Genomic DNA, 20737 nt, shown 5'->3' with positions numbered 1-20737 from the left:
AATTATCCATAAAGCAGAATCGAAAATTGCATTTAACAAAAAAGGCCTTCTGTAACAGAAGACCTTTTGTATTGGAAACGTGTTCAATTATTTTTTAATGAAACGTTTTGTGATTACCGCATCGTTATCGGAAATTTCAATAATATAGTTACCACCTTCTAAGTTAGAAACGTTGATAGCTCCATTGTTTAATTTTCCGTTTAAAACGGTTTGTCCCATTAAGTTGAACACTCTGAAAGTTGCATTTTCAGACACTTCAGAAATATTTAAAGTTGAAGTAGCCGGGTTCGGGTATAACTTCACTTCAGTTAAAGCACTTGATGTTTCAGCAGGTTTTGCCGTAGAAGTAATGTTAACTGTGTAATCTTCAACCTGACCGTAAGAGAACGCTTCGCAAGAAGTTGGTACTCCGTTGTATTTCATCGAAACTCTCATTCTGGTTGTACCTAAAGTTGCTGTAGCTGGAATTGTGATGGTTCCGCTTACCGGAGTAGTTGTAGAAGCGGCGTTGCTCCATACCAACTCCCCTGCATCAGTAAATAAGCCGTTTTGGTTGTAGTCGATCCAAACTGCATATCCTTCAGCATATACTGATGATGTCCAAGATGGTGTAATGGTGATAGTGTAAGCTGTTCCTCTGCCTGCATTTGTAGACTGAGCCGTGAAGTTCTCGTAACCAGCAGTACCTGTTGAAGTATTGTTGATCGTTCCAAAAACTACTTTACCGATTTTCTCATCCGCAGTGCTGTTTCCTTGAGAAGTACAATACGATGGTGGAGTGCTTCCTGTAACTAAATTCACGGTATAATCTTCTACCTGACCATAAGAGAACGCTTCACATTGTGTAGGAACTCCGTTGTATTTCATGGAAACACGCATTCTTGTAGAAGTTGCCGTAGCTGTTGAAGATACAGTAAATGTTCCGCTTACCGGAGTGGTGGTAGAAGCTGCATTGCTCCATACTAACTCACCTGCATCGTCAAAATCTTTATCACCGTTGTAATCAATCCAAACGGCATATCCTTCGGCATAAGCTGATGAAGTCCAGGTTGGAGTAACGGTAATAGTTGCCGAAGCTCCTTTTGTTAAATTAGTTGAAATCGCTGTGAAATCAGTATATCCAGTTCCGCCAGTTGAAGCGTTGTTGATCGTTCCGATTTGTACTCTTCCGATAGATTCGTCTGCCACACTGTTTCCTTGAGAAGCACAGTAAGATGCTGTAGCTGTTAAAGTAGTTACGTTTACCGTGTTACTTGCGCTAGAAACATTTCCTGCAGCATCTTTTGCTTTTACAGAGAATGTATAAGCCGTAGCAGCAGTTAATCCTGTTACCGCATAAGTAGTAGTAGTTACTGTTGCTTTTAAAGTAGCACCTTGGTAAACATCATATCCAGTTACACCTATGTTATCTGTTGATGCAGTCCAAGATAAATTAGTTGTTGTTTGAGTAGTTCCGGAAGCTGCCAAATTAGTTGGAGCTGTTGGAGCAGTAGTATCAGTAGCCGGAGCTAAAGTGGTTACGTTAACCGTGTTGCTGGCCGCAGAAATATTACCCGCTGCATCTTTGGCTTTTACAGAGAATGTATAAGCAGTTGAAGCAACCAAACCAGTAACGTTATAAGTTGTAGTGGCAACAGTTCCTAATAAGGTAGCGCCTTGGTAAACATCATATCCGGTTACTCCTACATTGTCAGTAGAAGCTGTCCATGATAAATTGGTTGTTGTTTGAGTTGTTCCGGAAGCTGCTAAATTAGTCGGAGCTGATGGCGCTGTAGTATCTGAAGAACCAGCAGTGATGGTAAAGTTCGCATTGGAAACATCAAAGAAAATGTGGTTAGAACCTTTAACCATAATTCTACAAGAAGCACTTGGCGTGTTAGGAACAGTGATAGCTTGTGTTCCGTCGTTTGGAGTAGCCGCTAAAACAGTAGACCAAGTGTTTCCGCCATCCGTTGATAATAAAATGTCTACATTAGCACAGTTTACTCCATTAGCAGTTGTTCCTGCTACGTTCCATGTAACCGTTTGAGAAGAACCTCCCGCCCAAGAAACGGCAGTATTTGGTGCACTTACTGTAAATGGTCCAGCTGTTGCGTTTACCGTTACGATCATGTCGTCACTGTTGTTCGCAGGTCCACCGGCTCTGTTATCACGAACTGTTAAACGGAAATTCAATGTTCTTGCTACAGAAGATAAAGCCTCAACAGTAAGTTCAGTACCCGCTGTAGTAGTTGCTCCTGTTAAAGTAGAAGACATTTTAGGAAAATATCGTACCGCAGAAGTACTAGGGTTGTACGATCTGTAGTTGGGACCAGTGGTTTTAGTTGCACTAGGAGCAGTAGAAGAAGAACCGTTGTCCATTTCTTCCCAGCAATAGTTTAATACATCACCATTGGCATCCGTACCAGAACCGGTTAACATGAAGGCGGTACTTTTTGGAATTGTATAATCTAAACCTGCATTAGCAGTTGGAACAGAGTTTCCGGTTGCAGTATTAGTTTGACAAGTTTTAGATTTAATATTGTTGGTAACCTGTTGGATACTTACCGCATGGAAATAAGGATCCGAATGCGGTTGAACATCCAAAGAAGTGATTCCGGCATACCCCATAATGGTCGATCCTGAACCTGGCTCCATCTGTGCTCCCGTTCCTTCATTACTGTGAGTAAAGGTGTGGTTCGCTCCAAACTGGTGCCCCATTTCATGCGCTACATAATCGATGTCGAAATTGTCTCCTGAAGGAATTCCGTCTCCAGGTGAAGTAAATCCACTTCCTTTTCCTAGAGGAACAGAAGTTGTAGGGTTGGTACACACACATCCGATACATCCTGCATTACCTCCTCCTCCGGAAGCACCAAATAAGTGCCCGATGTCGTAAGCCGCATTTCCGATGTTGTTGGTTAAGGTTGTTTGTAACTCTTGGTTCCAAGCACCACCTGAACCTGTTGCAGCTGCAGAGTAAGGGTCTGTTGAAGCACTAGTATAGATTACAACGTCTGTATTGGCAATCAAATTCATGTGCACCCCGAAATCTTTTTCAAAAACTCCGTTCACACGAGTCATAGTATTGTTGATCGCCGCTAAAGCAAGTGCTTTTGTACCTCCAAAATAAGCGGTATATTCTCCGGTTACCGACATGGCTAAACGGAAAGTTCTTAAAGTGCCATCATCAGCATTTGGTCTTAAAGCTTCTCCTGAAGCAGCAGCAGATGCTTTTCCGTTTTCAATCACTTTACACTCGAAGTGGGATAACGATGCAATTTTGTCTGATTTTTTAAATACCGAATAAGTCGATAAATCTTTTGAATATGGTTCAATAAAAACCGCCGACTGATCTGCGTTGATTTGCATGGTTTGTAAACCCAGCGGTGAAATACTGAAATGGATGGTTGAAGATGGATTGTCGATTCCCTGTCCTACATAGGATTTGATATCCGGATAGCGTTCGGCTAAGCCTGGCTCCATGTTAGAAGCTTCCAAAATTCTGAAGCGTTCCATTTGCCCTTCAGCATTTGGGAAGGCTACAATTACATTGGATACTCCGGAATTAATTCCTCTTTTTGGGGAACGGAGTAAAATGTTTTTTAATCCGTTGATGTCTAATTCAAATAAATTTTTGGTTGGTAGGGTAGCACCTCTTTGTGTGGTGACTATTGTTCCCTTTTTTGAGGCAGCCTTCCAAAACGAGCCACCACTTTGTGCGAAAGTGATACTCGTACAGGCCAGTAAGGCTACTGAAAGTAATTTGAACTTCATAGTTTTTTGTTGTTAATTGATTAAGGTTTAATAGTTTCAGCGCAAATATATTTAACATTTTGATTAAAATAACAAATAAATTTAACATTTTTTAATAAAGAATTGTTTTAAAATCAATTGTTAAGTTGATGATTTTGTAAAACTTAACACGTTTTTCAAGTAATGTTCGTTTTTGATGAAAATTCTGTAAAAAATAAATTTAACAAGCACTGAAAATTATGAAAAACGCATTTCTTAAGAATTGATTAAATACCAAATAATTTTCCTTTTGTTGGTTAAATCTCTGCGGTTTTAAAAAAATATGATTATTTTCACGGACTAAAATTGATTTTGAAGTGAAGAGCAACAACAATAAACTTTTTATAGCAATAATTGTAGCACTGGTATTGGGTGTCATTTTAGGTGGAATTGTTCACTATCAATTTGCTGATTCTAAGGAAGTTTTCTCCAAAAATATAAAGTTGTTAGGAACTATTTTTATCCGAATGGTTCAGATGATTATAGCGCCTTTAGTGTTCTCAACCCTAGTTGTGGGTATTGCTAAAATGGGCGATATGAAAATGGTAGGACGCGTTGGAGCCAAAGCGATGGGTTGGTTTATCTCCGCTTCGTTGGTTTCTTTATTATTAGGGATGGTGCTGGTAAATACATTAGCTCCGGGGAAAGGAACCAATATAAAAATGGATGATACTTCTTCCGCTAGTGAATTGTTAGAGAAAACCCAATCGTTCTCTTTGGAAGAATTTGTGAAACACGTGGTTCCCAAAAGTATTTTTGAAGCTTTTGCAACCAATGAAATCCTTCAAATCGTTATTTTTTCCATCCTTTTCGGAATTGCTTTATCCACTTTAGGAAAAGAAGGAAAATCGTTGATCAAATTATTCGACAAAATTTCGCACGTCGTTTTAAAGATGGTTACTTATATCATGTGGTTGGCTCCACTTGGTGTTTTTGGTGCTGTTGCGGCGGCTGTAGCTAATTACGGTTTTGAAATTTTTAGCTTGTATGCAAACTACCTTTTAGCTTTTGCTATCGGAATCATCGTTTTATGGATTTTATTACTTTTTGTGGGCTACCTTATATTAGGAAAACGCTTGTTTACTTTGCTAAAAAGAATCAAAAGCCCTTTACTGATTGCGTTTTCAACTACCAGTAGTGAAGCGGTTTTTCCAAAAATGGTGGAAGAATTGGAGCGTTTCGGTTGTCAGCCGAGAATTGTATCCTTCACTTTGCCTTTAGGATATTCCTTCAATCTGGACGGAAGCATGATGTACATGACCTTCGCCAGTATTTTCATTGCTCAGGTTTACGGAATCGATATGCCGCTGGACAAACAATTGACGATGTTGTTGGTACTTATGCTTACCAGTAAAGGAGTAGCGGGTGTTCCAAGGGCGTCCTTAATTGTGGTAGTGGCTACTTGTGCGATGTTTGGTATTCCGCCGGAAGGAATTGCCCTGATTTTACCAATTGACCATTTTTGTGATATGGCACGAAGCATGACCAATGTGTTAGGAAATGCTTTGGCAACAAGTGCTGTAGACAAATGGGAAACCAAAACTGTTAACTAATTTTTTTAAAGATATTTCCAAATGAAAGATTTTCACTGGACCCAATTACTGAATCCTGAATTTTACATCAACCTTGAAATTGCCGGACACCACATCGGAATTTATGTGGTTTTATTTATTGTTTTCGCCGAAACCGGTTTGTTTGCCGGATTCTTTTTACCGGGAGACAGCTTGCTTTTCCTTTCCGGAATTTACAGCGAAACCTTAATGCAGGAGCTTTTTGTAATTGAGAATGAATTCACCAACGTGGCTGTTTTGTCTACTATGGTTGGAGTTGCCGGTATCATTGGAAACATATTTGGCTATTGGTTTGGCGCTAAAAGCGGACATTTCCTATACTCTAAAGAAGATAATTTTTGGTTTAAGAAAAAATACCTGATCCAGTCCCGTTTGTTTTTTGAGAAACACGGTGGACGCGCCATTGTTTTTGCCCGTTTCCTTCCCATTATCCGAACTTTTGCGCCAATTGTGGCTGGAATTGTTCAGATGGAAAAGAAAAAATTCATGTTCTATAATATTTTAAGTTCCTTCCTTTGGGCATTTACTTTGATTTTTTCAGGACATTACCTGTACCGCTATTTGTTGGAAAACCATCAAATCGATTTAAAAAAATACATTGAACTTATTGTTGTTGGAATCATTCTTATTTCGACAGCGCCAATTGTAATCAATTCCATCAAAAATAAACTTAAAGCACGCAAGTAACCAACTATGAATGTTAGCTATTGGGAACTAAAAAATTGGTTTACCAACGTAGATTATACCGTTGTTGGAAGCGGTATAGTCGGGCTTCATACGGCATTGCGTTTGCGTGAACGTTTTCCTCAGAGTAAGATTCTGGTACTTGAAAAAGGGATTTTACCCGAAGGCGCCAGTACCAAAAATGCAGGGTTTGCCTGTTTTGGGAGTCTTTCGGAAATTATTGAAGATCTAAAAAATTATTCGGAAGAAGACGTTATCCAACTCATCCAAAAGCGCTGGAACGGTTTGCAATTACTGCGCAAACGCATAGGAGATGCTGCTTTGGATTATAAGCCTTATGGCGGCTACGAACTGTTTCTAAAAGAAGACGAAAGCACTTATGCGGAATGTTTACAGAAATTGCCTTTTGTGAATGAGATCCTCAAACCATTGTTCCGAAACGATGTTTTTGCCAAAGAAGTGGATCGCTTCGATTTTAAAGGCATTCATGAGTACTTGATTTTTAATCCTCTGGAGGGACAAATCGATACCGGAAATATGATGCAGGCTTTGCTCAAAGAAGTAATCACCAACAACATTCTAATCCTGAACCAACAAACGGTTACCGATTTTCACGATACTGATGAAGGAGTTCAGCTCCAAACCAACGATTTTACCTTTACTTCTAAAAAAGTATTATTTGCAACCAATGGTTTTGCCGGTGCAATTACCGAAGGAGCTGTCAAACCGGCACGCGCACAGGTTTTAATTACCGAACCGATTCCAAACTTAGATATCAAAGGAACCTTTCATATTGACGGAGGGTATTATTACTTTCGCAATATTGGCGATCGTATTTTATTTGGAGGAGGGAGAAACCTTGATTTTGAAGGAGAAACCACTTCTGAATTCGGCTTGACCGAAAAAATCCAAAACCGTTTGGAGCAACTCTTAAGTGAAGTCATCCTGCCAAATACGGAATATACAATTGCCCACCGTTGGAGTGGTATTATGGGTTTAGGAATTCATAAAAAACCGATCGTAGAGCAGCTCAGTCAAAATGTGTATTGTGGTGTTCGACTTGGAGGTATGGGTGTGGCTATAGGAAGTTTAGTTGGACAAGAATTAGCAGATTTAGCATAATGGCAACGAGAAAAACAGCGAAAAAAACACCTTCAAAATCTTCTTCCAAAAAAGGAAACGCGAGTTTAATGGGAAAAATCATCCGTTCTATCTTCAAGCTTTTCCTTTGGGGATTTGGACTTTCTTTGTTTTTTGTGGTGCTTTTTAAATTTGTCCCGGTGTTTTATACGCCTTTAATGGCCATTCGAGCCATTGAAAACACGCAGGCTGAAAAAGAAGTGTACCTTAATCACGATTGGGTTCCTATGGAAGAGATTTCTGTAAACCTGCAAAAGGCGGTTATAGCCAGTGAAGACGGTAATTTTCTTCGTCACAACGGTTTTGATTTTAAAGCCTTGGCCAATGCCTATGAAAGCAATCAGAAAGGAAAAAAACTAAAAGGGGGAAGTACAATTTCACAACAAACTGCGAAAAATGTTTTTCTTTGGCAGGGCAGAAGTTATTTGCGAAAAGGTCTGGAAGCTTATTTTACCGTTTTAATCGAATTAATCTGGGGGAAAGAGCGCATCATGGAAGTTTATCTGAACAGTATCGAGATGGGTAACGGAATTTACGGAGCACAGGCAGCTTCCGAATACTGGTACCGTAAAGATGCTAAAGATTTAACCAAATATGAAGCAGCCGGAATAGCGGCAATTCTTCCCAATCCAAGAAAATTCAAAGCCATTAATTCTTCCTCTTATACCAACCGTAGGAAGGATAAGATTGTTCGAGTGATGCGCCACATTGGTAAAATCGATTACGACAAAAAACCGGAATAAATGAAAACCGTTCTAATTACAGGGGCCTCCAGTGGTATTGGTCAGGCTACCGCAAGATATTTTTCCCAAAACGGCTGGCATGTTATTGCTACCATGACGTGTTTTGACCACGGAAAAGACACTGTCGGTCTGCCTAATGTAAGCAGTTATCTAATGGATGTTGCCTCCACGGCCAGCATTGAATCTGCCAAAGCTGAAATTTTAAAAAAGCATCCGGTTATTGATGTGATTATTAATAACGCCGGAATCGGATACCGTAGTTTTGTGGAACTTTCCCATGATGATAAAATCCAGCACATTGTAGATGTAAACTGGTTGGGTGTGGTAAAAGTTTGCCGCGCGTTCATTCCTGTGTTTCGTGAGCAGAATTTTGGTCAGTTTATCAATATTTCGTCTATTGCCGGATTGGTGAATTTGCCTTTGGGAAGTTTTTACCACTCTACTAAAAAAGCGGTGGAAAGTTTCTCGGAATGTATGTCGTATGAACTCTTGGAATTCAATATCAGTGTTTGCACGGTTCAGTTTGGAAATGCGCCTACCGCGTTTCAGAGCCATGTGACCAAATCGGAAACCGGAGGAATTCCTTCCTATGAACGAATGATGGAAAAAATCACTTCGATTCTTCATAAAAAAACCAAAAAGAACACCAATCTTACCTCAGAGATTACTAAAACACTTTTTGCAATTGCCAATAAACCCTGCAAAAATTTCACAAGATATAAGGTTGGTTTTGATGCCAATGCAATGAATTTTCTGCGTTCAAAATTAGGGTATAAATTGTTCAACCGCATTATTAGGAAATCGGTTTTAGGTTAATTTTCTTGTAACATCTGCTTAGATTGAGCGTCTAATTTCCATAATCAAAAAACAATAAAAATGACAGCACACGAAATCGATTACCATATTTATGGTGAAGAAATGCAATATGTGGAAATTGAATTGGATCCGCAGGAAGTTGTAATTGCCGAAGCCGGAAGTTTTATGATGATGGACAACGGCATCAAGATGGAGACTATTTTTGGGGACGGTTCCGGAGAGCAACAAGGGTTTTTAGGAAAGCTGATGACAGCCGGAAAACGTGTTCTAACGGGAGAAAGTTTGTTTATGACTGCTTATATGAATCAAGATGCAGGTAAACGCAAAGTATCGTTCGCTTCACCGTATCCAGGTAAAATTGTAGCCATTGATTTAACGAAATACCAAGGGAAATTCATCTGCCAGAAAGATTCGTTCTTATGTGCGGCTAAAGGGGTTTCCGTAGGAATTGAATTTTCTAGAAAAATAGGACGTGGTCTTTTTGGAGGTGAAGGGTTTATTATGCAAAAGATTGAAGGGGACGGAATGGCGTTTGTTCACTCTGGAGGTACTTTAGCCCGTAAGGAATTGCAACCGGGTGAAGTGTTAAAAGTAGATACCGGATGTATTGTAGGGTTTACCAAAGATGTAGATTACGATATCGAATTCATCGGCGGAATCAAGAATTCTGTTTTCGGTGGAGAAGGCTTGTTTTATGCCACCTTACGTGGACCGGGCATTGTGTACATCCAGTCGTTGCCATTTAGCCGATTGGCCGACCGAATCATTGCTTCAGCTCCAAAAGCGGGAGGAAGCGGTAGAGAAGAAGGAAGCTTGTTAGGCGGTTTAGGAAATCTTTTGGATGGGGATAACCGATTCTAATTTGAAAGACTTTTTTAAGCAGACTGGCATCGCTTTGTTTATTCTAGCGATTGTAGTTTTGATGATTTTCAATTCTGTTTCCAATCTTGATAAAAAACAGGAAAAAGAACTTGAAATGTTGAATTCCAGTAATCAGTTTGAGCAAGAGATTGTTATTGGAAGAGTATATGAAATTACATCTGGAAAAAACTATGAAGGAGCAAAATTTGTTTATTATTATCAAGGGAAAAAGAAAGTAGCTGAAGATGGGATCGCTCATTATGATGAATCGTTGGTTGGAAGATTTTTTAGAATTAGCAATCCTTCAGAAGACAATCATTTAACTTTGTATACAGATTATGAAGTTACGGATACTATAAAAATCAAAAACGCTGGGTTTACATCAAAAACAAAATTCAAATTCGATATTTCAACAGGGAAGTACATTCCGTATAAAAAATTTCAATAAAAAAAGCGACCAAATTGGTCGCTTTTTTTATTGAATAATGTCAAATTATTTCTTTGCTAAAGGCAATTTCATGATGCCCATGTTGTACAAAGTAAATGCTTGAATGTCTACATTTTCCTGAATGGTTGCCGCTACCGATTTTCCTGCACCGTGACCCGCATTAATATCAATACGGATTAAGGTTGGGTTGTTTCCGGTTTGTTTGTCTTGTAATTCGGCAGCAAATTTGAAGCTGTGCGCCGGTACTACTCGGTCGTCATGATCTCCGGTGGTTACCATAGTTGCAGGATATTTTGCTCCTTTTTTCACGTTGTGCACTGGAGAATAGCCTTTTAAGTAGTTGAACATTTCCACAGAATCTTCCGCAGTTCCGTAATCATACGCCCAACCTGCACCTGCTGTAAACGTATGGTAACGCAGCATGTCCATTACTCCCACTGCTGGTAAAGCTACTTTCATTAAATCAGGGCGTTGAGTCATGGTTGCCCCCACTAACAATCCCCCGTTAGAACCTCCACGGATGGCAAGATAATCTTTAGAAGTATAGTTGTTGGCAATCAGATATTCTGCTGCGGCGATAAAATCATCAAACACGTTTTGCTTTTGCATTTTGGTCCCGGCATCGTGCCATCTTTTTCCGTATTCGCCGCCACCGCGTAAATTCGGAACAGCATAAACACCACCGTTTTCCATCCAAATTGCATTAGAGATGCTGAAACTTGGAGTTAAACTCACGTTGAAACCACCATAGCCGTAAAGCATTGTCGGATTTTTACCATTCAGTTTCAGACCTTTTTTATAGGTGATAATCATTGGGATTTTGGTTCCGTCTTTTGAAGTGTAAAACACCTGTTTGGACTCATAGTTTTCCGATTTGAAATCTACTTTCGGTTTTTCATACACTTCTGAAGTTCCTTTATTGGGTTCGAAGGAGTAGATTGTTCCCGGTGTAGTATAATTCGTGAAAGAATAGTAAAGCGTCTTTTCGGCTTTTTTTCCTCCGAAACCACCAGCAGAACCCAGTCCCGGTAAGGCAATTTCGCGGATTAATTTTCCGGTGTAGTCGTATTGTTTTACTACCGATACTGCATCTTTCATATAATTGGCAAAGAAATAGCCGCCTCCTGTAGAAGGTGAAAGTACGTTTTCGGTTTCGGCTATAAAATCCTTCCAGTTTTCTTGTTTAGGATTTGACACATCTACAGTTACCACACGTTGATTAGGCGCCTTAAAATCAGTACTGATAAAAAGTTTGCTTCCTTCGTTTTCAATCACGTAGCTCGAATTTTCGAAGTTGTCCACAATGGTGATAATTGGACTGTTTGATTGAGTCAGATCTTTAATGTATAATTCATTTCCGTAGGTAGAATTGGCTGCGGAAATAACTAAATAACGATCGTCTTCGGTAACGCTTCCGCCTACGTATCTTCTTTTTTGGTCTAAACCGAAGATGACTTTATCTTCTTTTTGAGCCGTTCCTAATTTGTGATAGTATAATTTATGCTGATCAGTCTTTGCTGAAAGTTCGCTTCCTTTTGGTTTGTCGTAGCTGGAATAGTAAAAACCGTCGTTGCCCTTCCATGAAACTCCGCTAAATTTTACATCCACAAGCGTATTTTCAATTATTTTTTTAGTGATAGCGTCCATGATAATAACCTTACGCCAGTCACTTCCGCCTTCTGAAATAGCATAAGCTACCTTTGAACCATCTCTGGAGAAATCTAAACCGCCTAAAGAGGTGGTTCCGTCTTTGGAAAACGTATTTGGATCCAAGAAAATTTCTTCTTTCCCGGAAGCATCTTTACGGTATAAAACGGATTGATTCTGTAAACCGTTGTTTTTATAGTAGTAAGTATAATTTCCTTCTTTAAAAGGAGCACTGATTTTCTCGTAATTCCAAAGTTTTTCCATGCGGGATTTGATCGCCTCACGGAAAGGAATCTGAGCTAAATATTCATTGGTTACTTCGTTTTGTGCTTTTACCCACGCCCCTGTTTCGCTGGAGCGGTCGTCTTCAAGCCAGTGGTAAGGGTCATTTACCTGAGTATCGAAATACATATCGGTATGATCTGTTTTTTTGGTTTCAGGATATTTTAGTTTTCCCGAATCTTTGGGGCTTTGTGCATTCATAGTCAAACTGCAGATTACAGCCGCAGCGGTAAGTGAATTTTTCATGATTGATGATTTTACGTGTTGTTTTTAGTTGTAAACAAATATAAGGAATCGATTAATTTATCAATGAAAAAGCTACCCAAAACGGATAGCTTTTCGGTGTTAAAAATTAAAGTTGATACCCAAAACCAGATTTCTACCCATGTTAGGAATCCCATCTGTTTTTAATCGGGAAAGGTGAGCAATATAAGTTTTGTTCAATAAATTATTGGCATTTACGGAAAGATCAAATTTCGATTTTCCAAGGCTGACAGTTCCTCCGAAACCTAAATTTACCAAACAGTAATCCATTGATGATGTTTCAAAAGCACTGATGTTGTTCTGTTTGAAAACATAATCTACATTGATAAGCGCATAGCCTTTTTTAAACCAGTTTTGCAAATCAAACTCCGTGCGAAGCGTGTTGGAGAATTTATTGGCGGGAATCAGCGGTAGATGATCGCCATTGTCTTTTTTGCCGGTCACGGTTTCAAAAGAACTTACGTAATGCAACCAATCCAGCGGGTGCGGGTGAAAGTGGATTCCAACTTCTCCTCCGTAAAGCGCAGCATTGTCCTGAAGGTAATCGTAAGCGTTGTTGCTGTCGATAATCGTTCCGTTAGGCGCTAAAAAAATATAATTGGTGATGTGGTTGTAAAATCCGTTGGCAAAAAATTCAAAGTGGGCGTTGCCGTATTCCAGGTTTAAATCGGTCTGGAAGTTTTGTTCGTTTTTCAGATTTGCATTTCCTATTTCGTAGCGGTTACTTCCTTCATGAACGCCATTGGAAGTCAATTCGGCCAAGTTTGGCGCTCGAAAACCTGAGGCTAAATTTAGGCGAAGAGTTAAATTATCAATCAATTTGGTTTTGTAGCCTAAGGAAGTATTAAAGCTTTCGAAGGTTTTGCTTATAGGCGCAAAATAACCGTCTTCGCCGAAAACACCATGGGCTTCGGAGTCGATTTTTCTTGTATCATACCGAATTCCTGCCTGAAAGGAGTGTTTTTTCCATTCGTAATTAGAGGTAATCAAAGCACCGAAATCATTGGTGGTGGCATCCGGAATCAAAAGTTCTTCTCCATTGTTTTTATTGGTTTGACGAAGGCCTTGAATACCAATAATGGTTTCCAGGTTTCCGGATTTCGGCAGATAATATTTCAGGTTGTAACTCGCGGTTTTCAGTTTCATGTGTAAAGCGATTTCGTCCTGAGCTTCCAATTCTTTTCGGTTGTTGAAAATGTAACCTAAATCAGCTTCCAGTTTAGAGTTTTTAAAGAAATATTTCTGATGCAAACTCAGCATATGGTTGTCGATATCTTGTTTCGGATATAGAGGCGTGCGAAAATTAGAAGGTTCAATATCCGTTTCGGGTAAACCGATGTTCAGGTTGTTGTAATTGTATCGGAACTCACTTTGATATTTTACGGTAGAATAGCCGATTCCGATTTTATAATCCTTTTCGATGAAGCGGGTGTTGGTTATCCGATCTCCGTCCGGGATTTTATAATCCGCATGGGTGGAATAACTTGCCCGGGTTAGAAATTTCCAGTTGTCTGTTGAGGTTTTGATGCCTAAAGACGTATTGCTTCCCTGAGTATTAGAAAAAACTTTCTGATTGAAATTTCCAGTAAAAGTATTGGTTTTGGCAAATTTCTCCGGGTTGAAATAAAGGACACCGCCTAAAGCATCGGAACCGTACAACAATGAAGCCGGTCCTTTGATGACTTCCACACTTTCCACGCCGGCATCGCTCATGCCCAAGCCGTGTTCTTCACCAAACTGTTGGTTTTCCATACGAATGCCTTGGGAATAGACCAAAACCCTATTGCCGCTCAATCCGCGAATTACCGGTTTCCCGATGGAGGTTCCGGTGGAGATTTGAGCAACTCCGGGAATTTTAGCCAAACCTTCCACAAGAGTAGCAGCACCTTTTTGCTGCAATTCTTTCACGGATTGATGCTCTACTTTCATCACGTTTTGCGATTGTAATTTGTTGAAAACGGTAGAAACGATCAGCTCATCCATGTGTGTGGAAGTTTCCTCTAAGATAACAGTTACGGTGGTTTCCTTCTGATTCAGTGCAACCGTAACGGTTTTGTTTGCATATCCGATGGAAGAAAATGTTACACTAAAGTCTCCATCTGCAAGATTTTCAAAAGTAAAGGTTCCGTTTGCATCTGAAAAAGCTTCTTTGTGCAGTTCCGGTAGTGAAACCGTAACATTTTCAAGCGGTTTGTTATGAGGATCGGTAATGGTGCCAATAAGTTTGTTTTGCCCGAAAGCAATTATCGAAAACCCTAATAGTACTAGGGTTGTTAAATAAGATTTCATGTTTTTTAGATTGATTTATTGTACAAAAAGCCTGGCCGGGATTCGGCAATAAGAAATTATGCAATAAAACAAGGAGGAGCCCGAAGGCTGAAGAAACTGCCGGAAAAAACAATTGGTTTTTCACTATTGAAAAACATAAGGCTTTTTGCAACAGGAGTTTGATGAAATGAAAAGGAGAAAAACTCGACCGGAATGTAATTGCTAAACGAAAACTCACAAACGAAACAGTCGTCAAAATTGTGATGGCTGTGGGTGAATTCCGTTTTGGAAGGGTCGTATTTATGGTCGCAATGCTCCTGGGTAAACTGCTTTGCCAAATGCTCAAAGGAGTGCGCTGATTGAAACAATATTGCGAACAATATGCTTATCAGTAACGAGAGGCTTAGGTTTTGCAGTTTTTTATTCATTTTTACAAAGATAGCAAAAAAGAAAAAATCCGTTCAATTTTACATCAAACGGATCTTTGTATTTATTTTTCTGGAATTATACCAACTGATGGGCTACAAGATATTCAGCAATCTGAACCGCATTGGTAGCGGCACCTTTTCTTAAATTGTCTGCAACAATCCACATGTTTAACGTGTTGGGCTGGCTTTCATCGCGACGGATTCTTCCAACAAAAACATCGTTCTTTCCTTCAGCATATAAAGGCATCGGATAGGTGAACGTGTCGATATTATCCTGAACGGTAATTCCCGGGGTGTTGTGAAGGATGGAACGGACTTCGTTTACTTCGAAATCATTTTCAAATTCCACGTTAACCGCTTCACTATGTCCTCCAACAACCGGAACACGAACAGCAGTAGCCGTTACTGCGATGGTTTTGTCGTCAAGGATTTTTTGGGTTTCGCGCACCAATTTCATTTCTTCTTTAGTGTAACCGTTCTCTTCGAAAACATCACATTGAGGAATGGCGTTTCGGTGGATTGGGTATTTGTAAGCCATTTCTCCCTGAACACCTGCATATTCATTTTCCAACTGACGAACCGCTTTCACCCCAGTTCCTGTAATGGATTGGTAAGTCGAAACAATGATTCTTTTGATGTCGTATTTCTTATGAAGCGGTGCTAAAGTCAGTACCATCTGAATGGTTGAACAGTTCGGGTTGGCAATGATTTTATCGTCTTTAGTTAAAGAAGAAGCATTGATTTCCGGAACCACTAATTTTTTAGTTGGATCCATTCGCCAAGCTGAGGAGTTGTCGATTACTGTTGTACCAACTTCGGCAAATTTTGGTGCCCATTCTTTGGAAGTGTCGCCACCTGCAGAAAACACTGCAATTTCCGGTTTCATATCGATAGCCGTTTGCATGCTTACCACCTTAAACTTCTTTCCTTTGAATTCGATTTCTTTACCCACCGACTTCTCGGAAGCTACTGGGATTAATTCAGTTACGGGAAAATTTCTTTCGGTTAAAACCTGAAGCATTACTTCGCCCACCATACCGGTGGCACCTACAACGGCTACTTTCATTTTACTTAGTGTGTTTGATTATAGTTAATTAGAGTTGCAAAATTAACACAAAACGACTGTTAAAAAGTGCTAAAAAATAAAAATCACAAGAATTATTTTAGCATAAAAAAACCGCCTCTTCAGACGGTTTAGGTTAGAATATGTTGTGTAGCGGATTATTTTTTCAATAAATCACGAATTTCGCCTAACAATTCTTCCTGAGTTGGTCCTGCAGGTGCCGGAGCTGGTTCAGGTTTTTTCATTTTGTTCATCGCTTTGATGATCATAAACATCACAAAAGCCACGATGATAAAATCGATTAAGGCGGTTAGGAAAGCGCCCCACTCAATGGCAACTTCGGCTACCGCAGGAGTGACTACCGCACCGGCCGCATCTTTAACTTCGGCAACACCGTCTTTAACGATTAATTTCTTGTCGTTCAGGTCAATTCCACCCATGATTAATCCGATGATTGGAGCAAACATTTTTTCTACAAATGCGGTAACTACTTTACCGAAAGCACCTCCCATAACGAATGCAATTGCCATGTCCACCAAGTTGCCTTTCATGGCGAATTCCTTAAATTCTGAAATAAATCCCATAGAATATGATTTTAGTTAAAAATTCGTTTCACGCTAAATTAGTAAAAATTAAATTACAATTTGACTTTTTTTAACAAAAAGTGACTTATTCCTTATAGAAAACACGTTTTACACGATGGGAAATACTGGTTAAAATCTCGTAGGGGATGGTCCCGACCACTTCAGCGAGTTCGGTTACCCGTGGTGATTTTCCAAAGACAATTACCATGTCGCCTTCCTCGCATGGGATGTCGGTAACGTCAATCATGAGCATGTCCATACAGATGTTGCCTACAATTCGCGCTTTTTGATGATTCACCAAAACATAGCCTTTTTCATTGCCCCAGCTTCTTGGGATGCCGTCGGCATAACCAATAGGAATTGTTGCGGTTCTTGTAGGTTTGTCGGCTCGGAATCTTCGGCTGTAACCTACACTATCTCCGGTTGGGATTTCTTTTATCTGAAGAATGATGGTTTTTAAAGTTCCTACATTTTCCAGTTGTTTCATTTCTTCAGTATCATTGCCTACACCATACAAACCGATGCCCAAACGCACCATATCGAATTGGTATTCCGCAAAATTATAAATGCCGGAAGTATTTAAAATATGACGAATTGGTGTAATATCCAGCTCTGTTATAAGTTGAGAGGACCAAGCGCTGAATTTATGAATCTGCTCTAAAGTAAACTCACGGAATTCGGGTACATCACTTGAAGACAAATGTGAAAAAATACTTTTCACTTCTACCAGATTGTTGTTCTTCAGTAAGCTGATAAGCTCGTTTAAATCCCGTTCTTCAAATCCCAATCGATGCATACCGGTATCGAGTTTGATATGAATCGGATAATTGTATAAGTTTTTCTGTTGAGCTAAAACAATGAATTTCTTCAATACCGAAGCCGAATAAATCTCCGGTTCCAGATTGTAAGCTACCATCGCCGCGAACGCACTGTTTTCAGGGTTCATCACGATAATTGGCATGGTGATTCCCGCGTTGCGAAGTGCAATACCTTCATCGGCGAAAGCTACACCTAAATAATCAATTTTATGATGGGCTAATAATTTAGCAATCTCGAAACTACCGCTGCCATAACCGAAAGCCTTTACCATTGCCATCATTTTGGTGGTAGGTTTGAGTTTCGATTTGTAAAAATTCAGGTTATGACTAATCGCATTCAAATTGATTTCCAGAACCGTTTCATGGGTTTTCTCCTCTAAAAGCACCACGATTTCTTCAAACTGAAAACTGCGTGCTCCTTTAATCAGGATGGTTTCATATTCAAACTCGTGCGAATTGAAATGGGCTACAAACTCCTGAGTGGTGGCAAACGGAATAAAATTCGGATAGTCTTTCAAATGATTTGCGATGTTGTCGCCAATTCCGAAAACACGTTCCACATGGTTGTTTTTCAGGAGTTTGGTTACTTTTGAATAGAGTTCTTCTGCTGTAAAACCGCTTTGAAAAATATCGGATAGGATGACTGTCTTCTTTTTATGGGTTTTGTGTTGTTCCAGAAAATCCAGCGCGATTTTAAGCGACTGGTAATCGGAACTGTAACTGTCGTCGATAATCGTACAATTGTTAATGCCGTTCTTTACCTGTAAACGCATTTCCACCGGATACAAATTGGCAAGGCGCTCCTGAATCGTTTTGACATCGTAACCGAAATACAAAAGCACCATTAAACAGGTAATGGAATTTTCTTCTGAGGCCTTATCGTGAAACGGAAGTGTTACGGAAAACGTTTCGTCCTTATGTTTGATTTCTAAAACGGATGACGATTTTTTGGTAATTTGTACATCTGCGGAAGTGTTGTTGAAACTCCAGGTAAACGCTTTGGTTTCCGGTTTTAAATAGGCTTCGATAGTATCGTTTTTCTGAAGGATTACCACTGGTGCATTATCGAACAGTTTGAGTTTCTGTTGGATTTTCTCTTCCTCAGAACGGAAGCCTTCGTTGTGAGCCGAGCCGATATTGGTTAAGATTCCTAACGTCGGTTGAATGATGTTGCCCAGTTTTTCCATTTCGCCCACTTGGGAAATTCCGGCTTCAAAAATTCCCAAATTGTGTTTTTCGTTGATGCCGATAACCGAAAGCGGAACACCAACCTGTGAGTTGTAACTTTTCGGGCTTCGGATGATGTTGTATTCCGGACTCAAAAGGAAATTCAGCCATTCTTTTACGATGGTTTTGCCGTTACTTCCGGTAATCCCGATAATTGGGAAGTTGAATTGTTGGCGGTAAAAAGCGGCGAATTCTTGTAGCGCGTTCAAGGTGTTTTCTACAATAAGAAAATTGGCTTTGTTTATCAGTTTTTCCGGAACATGTTGAACTGCAAAATTCTGAACCCCTTTTTCAATGAGTTCAGATAGGTACTGATGCCCATCGTGGTGCTGTCCCACCAAGGCAAAAAACAGTGTGCCGTTATTGTTTTGTAGTGAACGGCTATCTATGGAAACGTTGTCAATAGAACATATTTGATCGTTTCCCAACCATTTGGCATGGATAACAGGGATGATATTTTGGATAAGTAAACTCATTTTTCCAGGTAAGCGATTGGTCTAATGTGTTGATTTGCAACAATGAAAACTATTTGGTCATATCGTTTTCAAAAATAGGACTTCTTTTTTAATAAAATAGCTTTATTGTTGAACAATGTTTTTTTGTTTTTGTAGGTTTTTTTTGTTTTTTTGCAGCTAATCTTAAAAAATAACACTAATGAAATTAAAATTATTTTTAGTTGCTTCCCTTTTTAGTTTGAATGCTTTTTCTCAAATAACCTTTGAGCATGAATATACAACTTCTTCACTAGGAGGAGATGATTTTGTTTCGGCTTTTTACACACAAACAGAATTAAATCATTTTACGTTTGATAAAAATACCGGGGGTGTCCAGATTTTCAATCAGACGCATGTATTGACAACTTCATTTACAGTTCCAATAATGCCGGATTGGAAATTCAATAATTTCTTATTAATCTCTGATAAATTGTTTAATAACGATGCGAATATTGAATTTTTAATTTCTGAATATAATGATGTCACGATGGAGAGTAAAATTGTTTTAGTTAGCAGTGATGGTTCATTAATTCAAGAGTTTGCGGGGGCGACCTATGCAAGTGTATTCAAGGATTCTGCGGGGCAGTATAAGTTGATTACCAAAAAAATATATAGTGATGACTTTTCTGTAAATTGGTTTGCAGATTTGAAAGTGTATTCTTTACAAGGAACGTTAACGGTAAATCAGTATGAATTGTTCTCCAAAAACGTTTTTGCGTTTCCTAACCCTACAGAAGGGCAAATTACGTTTGAGAACCTAAAACTGAATGGAGAAAAAGGAAAATTGGAAGTGTTTACTACTAACGGGATGAAAGTATTGCAGAAAGATCTTTCAGGAGCTGAAACCAATACTGCGTTAGATACTTCAGCGTTAAGCAGCGGAGTTTATGTTTACAAAATCAATGGAACAACTGGAAAGTTTATAAAGAAATAAGTCTTGAATAAGCAACAAAAAGCCCTTTGAAATAAGGGCTTTTTTTAGTGTTGATTTTTTTTATCTTTTGAATCGTTTTCTTCTTTTTCCGCCTGTTCTTTCATGGCGTTAAAATAAGCGGCACGGCTTAAAGGTTCGTATTCTTCGGTTTCTCCCAAGAGTACCAGGCTATCGCTTTGTGCTTTTCGGAAGCTGTAATTGGCTAAGTTTCCGGTGCGCGTGCAAACCGCATGCACTTTGGTAACATATTCTGCGGTAGCCATAAGAGCCGGCATTGGTCCGAAAGGATTGCCTTTAAAATCCATATCCAGTCCAGCCACAATCACACGGATTCCTGAATTGGCCAAATCGTTGCAAATTGAAACAATTTCATCGTCGAAAAACTGGGCTTCGTCAATTCCTACCACATCGCAGCCTTGGGCCAAAATGCGGATGTTGGCCGCAGCAGGAACCGGAGTGGAGCGAATCTCATTAGAATCATGGGAAACTACCATTTCATCGTGGTAGCGCGTATCGATGGCAGGCTTGAAAATTTCCACTTTCTGCTTGGCAAACTGGGCACGTTTGAGCCTTCGGATAAGCTCTTCGGTCTTCCCGGAAAACATCGAGCCGCAGATGACTTCAATCCACCCAAATTGTTCTTTATGATTTACCGTATTTTCGAGAAACATTTTGTAATTTTCAGACGCAA

16 protein-coding genes are annotated in these 20737 nt (G+C 39.5%); 8 read left to right on the top strand and 8 right to left on the bottom strand.

The features are described 5' to 3' along the window. Positions 1-87: 87 nt before the first annotated feature. The gene (locus LZZ90_RS01575) at positions 88-3756 is read right to left on the bottom strand and encodes a reprolysin-like metallopeptidase (RefSeq protein ID WP_237788926.1); all 3669 of its coding nucleotides are present in this window, start codon (positions 3754-3756) and stop codon (positions 88-90) included. Between the two features lie 335 nt (positions 3757-4091). On the opposite strand from LZZ90_RS01575, the gene LZZ90_RS01570 reads away from it, so the two are divergent. Genes LZZ90_RS01570 through LZZ90_RS01540 form a run of 7 tightly spaced genes read left to right on the top strand, consistent with a single transcriptional unit; the run spans position 4092 to position 10037 of the window. Beyond that, complete coding sequence (locus LZZ90_RS01570) at positions 4092-5327, top strand: dicarboxylate/amino acid:cation symporter (protein ID WP_237788925.1); 1236 nt, start codon at positions 4092-4094, stop codon at positions 5325-5327. Positions 5328-5348: 21 nt separating this feature from the next. Further along, positions 5349-6032 (top strand): DedA family protein, encoded by a 684-nt coding sequence (locus LZZ90_RS01565; protein WP_237788924.1) that lies wholly within the window; start codon positions 5349-5351, stop codon positions 6030-6032. A gap of 6 nt (positions 6033-6038) precedes the next feature. Beyond that, positions 6039-7151 (top strand): FAD-binding oxidoreductase, encoded by a 1113-nt coding sequence (locus LZZ90_RS01560; RefSeq protein ID WP_237788923.1) that lies wholly within the window; start codon positions 6039-6041, stop codon positions 7149-7151. Beyond that, complete coding sequence (mtgA, locus tag LZZ90_RS01555) at positions 7151-7912, top strand: monofunctional biosynthetic peptidoglycan transglycosylase (RefSeq protein ID WP_237788922.1); 762 nt, start codon at positions 7151-7153, stop codon at positions 7910-7912. Before LZZ90_RS01560 ends, mtgA begins: the two co-directional genes overlap by 1 nt. After that, the gene (locus tag LZZ90_RS01550; RefSeq protein ID WP_237788921.1) at positions 7913-8728 is read left to right on the top strand and encodes an SDR family NAD(P)-dependent oxidoreductase; all 816 of its coding nucleotides are present in this window, start codon (positions 7913-7915) and stop codon (positions 8726-8728) included. Positions 8729-8788: 60 nt separating this feature from the next. Continuing rightward, the gene (locus LZZ90_RS01545) at positions 8789-9589 is read left to right on the top strand and encodes a TIGR00266 family protein (RefSeq protein WP_237788920.1); all 801 of its coding nucleotides are present in this window, start codon (positions 8789-8791) and stop codon (positions 9587-9589) included. After that, positions 9570-10037 carry a hypothetical protein gene (locus tag LZZ90_RS01540; RefSeq protein ID WP_237789188.1) on the top strand — a complete coding sequence of 156 codons (468 nt, stop codon included), beginning with the start codon at positions 9570-9572 and terminating at the stop codon, positions 10035-10037. Before LZZ90_RS01545 ends, LZZ90_RS01540 begins: the two co-directional genes overlap by 20 nt. 45 nt (positions 10038-10082) lie before the next feature. Here LZZ90_RS01540 and LZZ90_RS01535 read toward each other — a convergent pair whose 3' ends face one another. From LZZ90_RS01535 to LZZ90_RS01510, 6 genes are all read right to left on the bottom strand, one after another. Further along, positions 10083-12167 carry a prolyl oligopeptidase family protein gene (locus tag LZZ90_RS01535; protein WP_237789179.1) on the bottom strand — a complete coding sequence of 695 codons (2085 nt, stop codon included), beginning with the start codon at positions 12165-12167 and terminating at the stop codon, positions 10083-10085. A gap of 144 nt (positions 12168-12311) precedes the next feature. Further along, entirely contained in the window at positions 12312-14519 is a 2208-nt protein-coding gene (locus LZZ90_RS01530) for a TonB-dependent receptor (RefSeq protein ID WP_237788919.1), read from the bottom strand. A gap of 56 nt (positions 14520-14575) precedes the next feature. After that, a complete protein-coding gene (locus tag LZZ90_RS01525) occupies positions 14576-14926 on the bottom strand; it encodes a hypothetical protein (protein ID WP_237788918.1) in 351 nt (116 codons plus the stop codon). Between the two features lie 76 nt (positions 14927-15002). Beyond that, a complete protein-coding gene (locus LZZ90_RS01520; RefSeq protein ID WP_237788917.1) occupies positions 15003-15992 on the bottom strand; it encodes an aspartate-semialdehyde dehydrogenase in 990 nt (329 codons plus the stop codon). A gap of 155 nt (positions 15993-16147) precedes the next feature. After that, positions 16148-16573: a large conductance mechanosensitive channel protein MscL gene (mscL, locus tag LZZ90_RS01515; protein ID WP_237788916.1), complete on the bottom strand. Its 426-nt coding sequence runs from the start codon at positions 16571-16573 to the stop codon at positions 16148-16150. An 85-nt stretch (positions 16574-16658) separates the two neighbouring features. Continuing rightward, positions 16659-19094 carry a bifunctional UDP-N-acetylmuramoyl-tripeptide:D-alanyl-D-alanine ligase/alanine racemase gene (locus tag LZZ90_RS01510; RefSeq protein ID WP_237788915.1) on the bottom strand — a complete coding sequence of 812 codons (2436 nt, stop codon included), beginning with the start codon at positions 19092-19094 and terminating at the stop codon, positions 16659-16661. A gap of 178 nt (positions 19095-19272) precedes the next feature. Here LZZ90_RS01510 and LZZ90_RS01505 point away from each other — a divergent pair, with 178 nt between their 5' ends. Then, a complete protein-coding gene (locus LZZ90_RS01505; RefSeq protein ID WP_237788914.1) occupies positions 19273-20046 on the top strand; it encodes a T9SS type A sorting domain-containing protein in 774 nt (257 codons plus the stop codon). A 44-nt stretch (positions 20047-20090) separates the two neighbouring features. On the opposite strand, the gene LZZ90_RS01500 is transcribed toward LZZ90_RS01505, so the two are convergent. Then, on the bottom strand, positions 20091-20717 hold the full coding sequence (locus LZZ90_RS01500; protein ID WP_237788913.1) for a thymidine kinase: 627 nt from the start codon (positions 20715-20717) through the stop codon (positions 20091-20093). Between the last annotated feature and the right edge of the window lie 20 nt (positions 20718-20737).

The sequence above is a fragment of the Flavobacterium sp. SM15 genome (genome assembly GCF_022012335.1).
Lineage (GTDB): Bacteria > Bacteroidota > Bacteroidia > Flavobacteriales > Flavobacteriaceae > Flavobacterium.
Note: the sequence above shows the minus strand (reverse complement) of the source record. Positions and strands in the feature narration are given on the sequence as shown.

Excerpts from the sequence above, each read along its gene's own strand:
- LZZ90_RS01575 (WP_237788926.1), bottom strand. The coding sequence starts at position 3,756 with ATGAAGTTCAAATTACTTTCAGTAGCCTTACTGGCCTGTACGAGTATC.
- LZZ90_RS01525 (WP_237788918.1), bottom strand. The coding sequence starts at position 14,926 with ATGAATAAAAAACTGCAAAACCTAAGCCTCTCGTTACTGATAAGCATA.
- LZZ90_RS01545 (WP_237788920.1), top strand. The coding sequence starts at position 8,789 with ATGACAGCACACGAAATCGATTACCATATTTATGGTGAAGAAATGCAA.
- LZZ90_RS01540 (WP_237789188.1), top strand. The coding sequence starts at position 9,570 with ATGGGGATAACCGATTCTAATTTGAAAGACTTTTTTAAGCAGACTGGC.
- LZZ90_RS01530 (WP_237788919.1), bottom strand. The coding sequence starts at position 14,519 with ATGAAATCTTATTTAACAACCCTAGTACTATTAGGGTTTTCGATAATT.
- mscL (WP_237788916.1), bottom strand. The coding sequence starts at position 16,573 with ATGGGATTTATTTCAGAATTTAAGGAATTCGCCATGAAAGGCAACTTG.
- LZZ90_RS01520 (WP_237788917.1), bottom strand. The coding sequence starts at position 15,992 with ATGAAAGTAGCCGTTGTAGGTGCCACCGGTATGGTGGGCGAAGTAATG.
- LZZ90_RS01565 (WP_237788924.1), top strand. The coding sequence starts at position 5,349 with ATGAAAGATTTTCACTGGACCCAATTACTGAATCCTGAATTTTACATC.
- LZZ90_RS01500 (WP_237788913.1), bottom strand. The coding sequence starts at position 20,717 with ATGTTTCTCGAAAATACGGTAAATCATAAAGAACAATTTGGGTGGATT.
- LZZ90_RS01560 (WP_237788923.1), top strand. The coding sequence starts at position 6,039 with ATGAATGTTAGCTATTGGGAACTAAAAAATTGGTTTACCAACGTAGAT.
- mtgA (WP_237788922.1), top strand. The coding sequence starts at position 7,151 with ATGGCAACGAGAAAAACAGCGAAAAAAACACCTTCAAAATCTTCTTCC.
- LZZ90_RS01505 (WP_237788914.1), top strand. The coding sequence starts at position 19,273 with ATGAAATTAAAATTATTTTTAGTTGCTTCCCTTTTTAGTTTGAATGCT.
- LZZ90_RS01510 (WP_237788915.1), bottom strand. The coding sequence starts at position 19,094 with ATGAGTTTACTTATCCAAAATATCATCCCTGTTATCCATGCCAAATGG.
- LZZ90_RS01535 (WP_237789179.1), bottom strand. The coding sequence starts at position 12,167 with ATGAATGCACAAAGCCCCAAAGATTCGGGAAAACTAAAATATCCTGAA.
- LZZ90_RS01550 (WP_237788921.1), top strand. The coding sequence starts at position 7,913 with ATGAAAACCGTTCTAATTACAGGGGCCTCCAGTGGTATTGGTCAGGCT.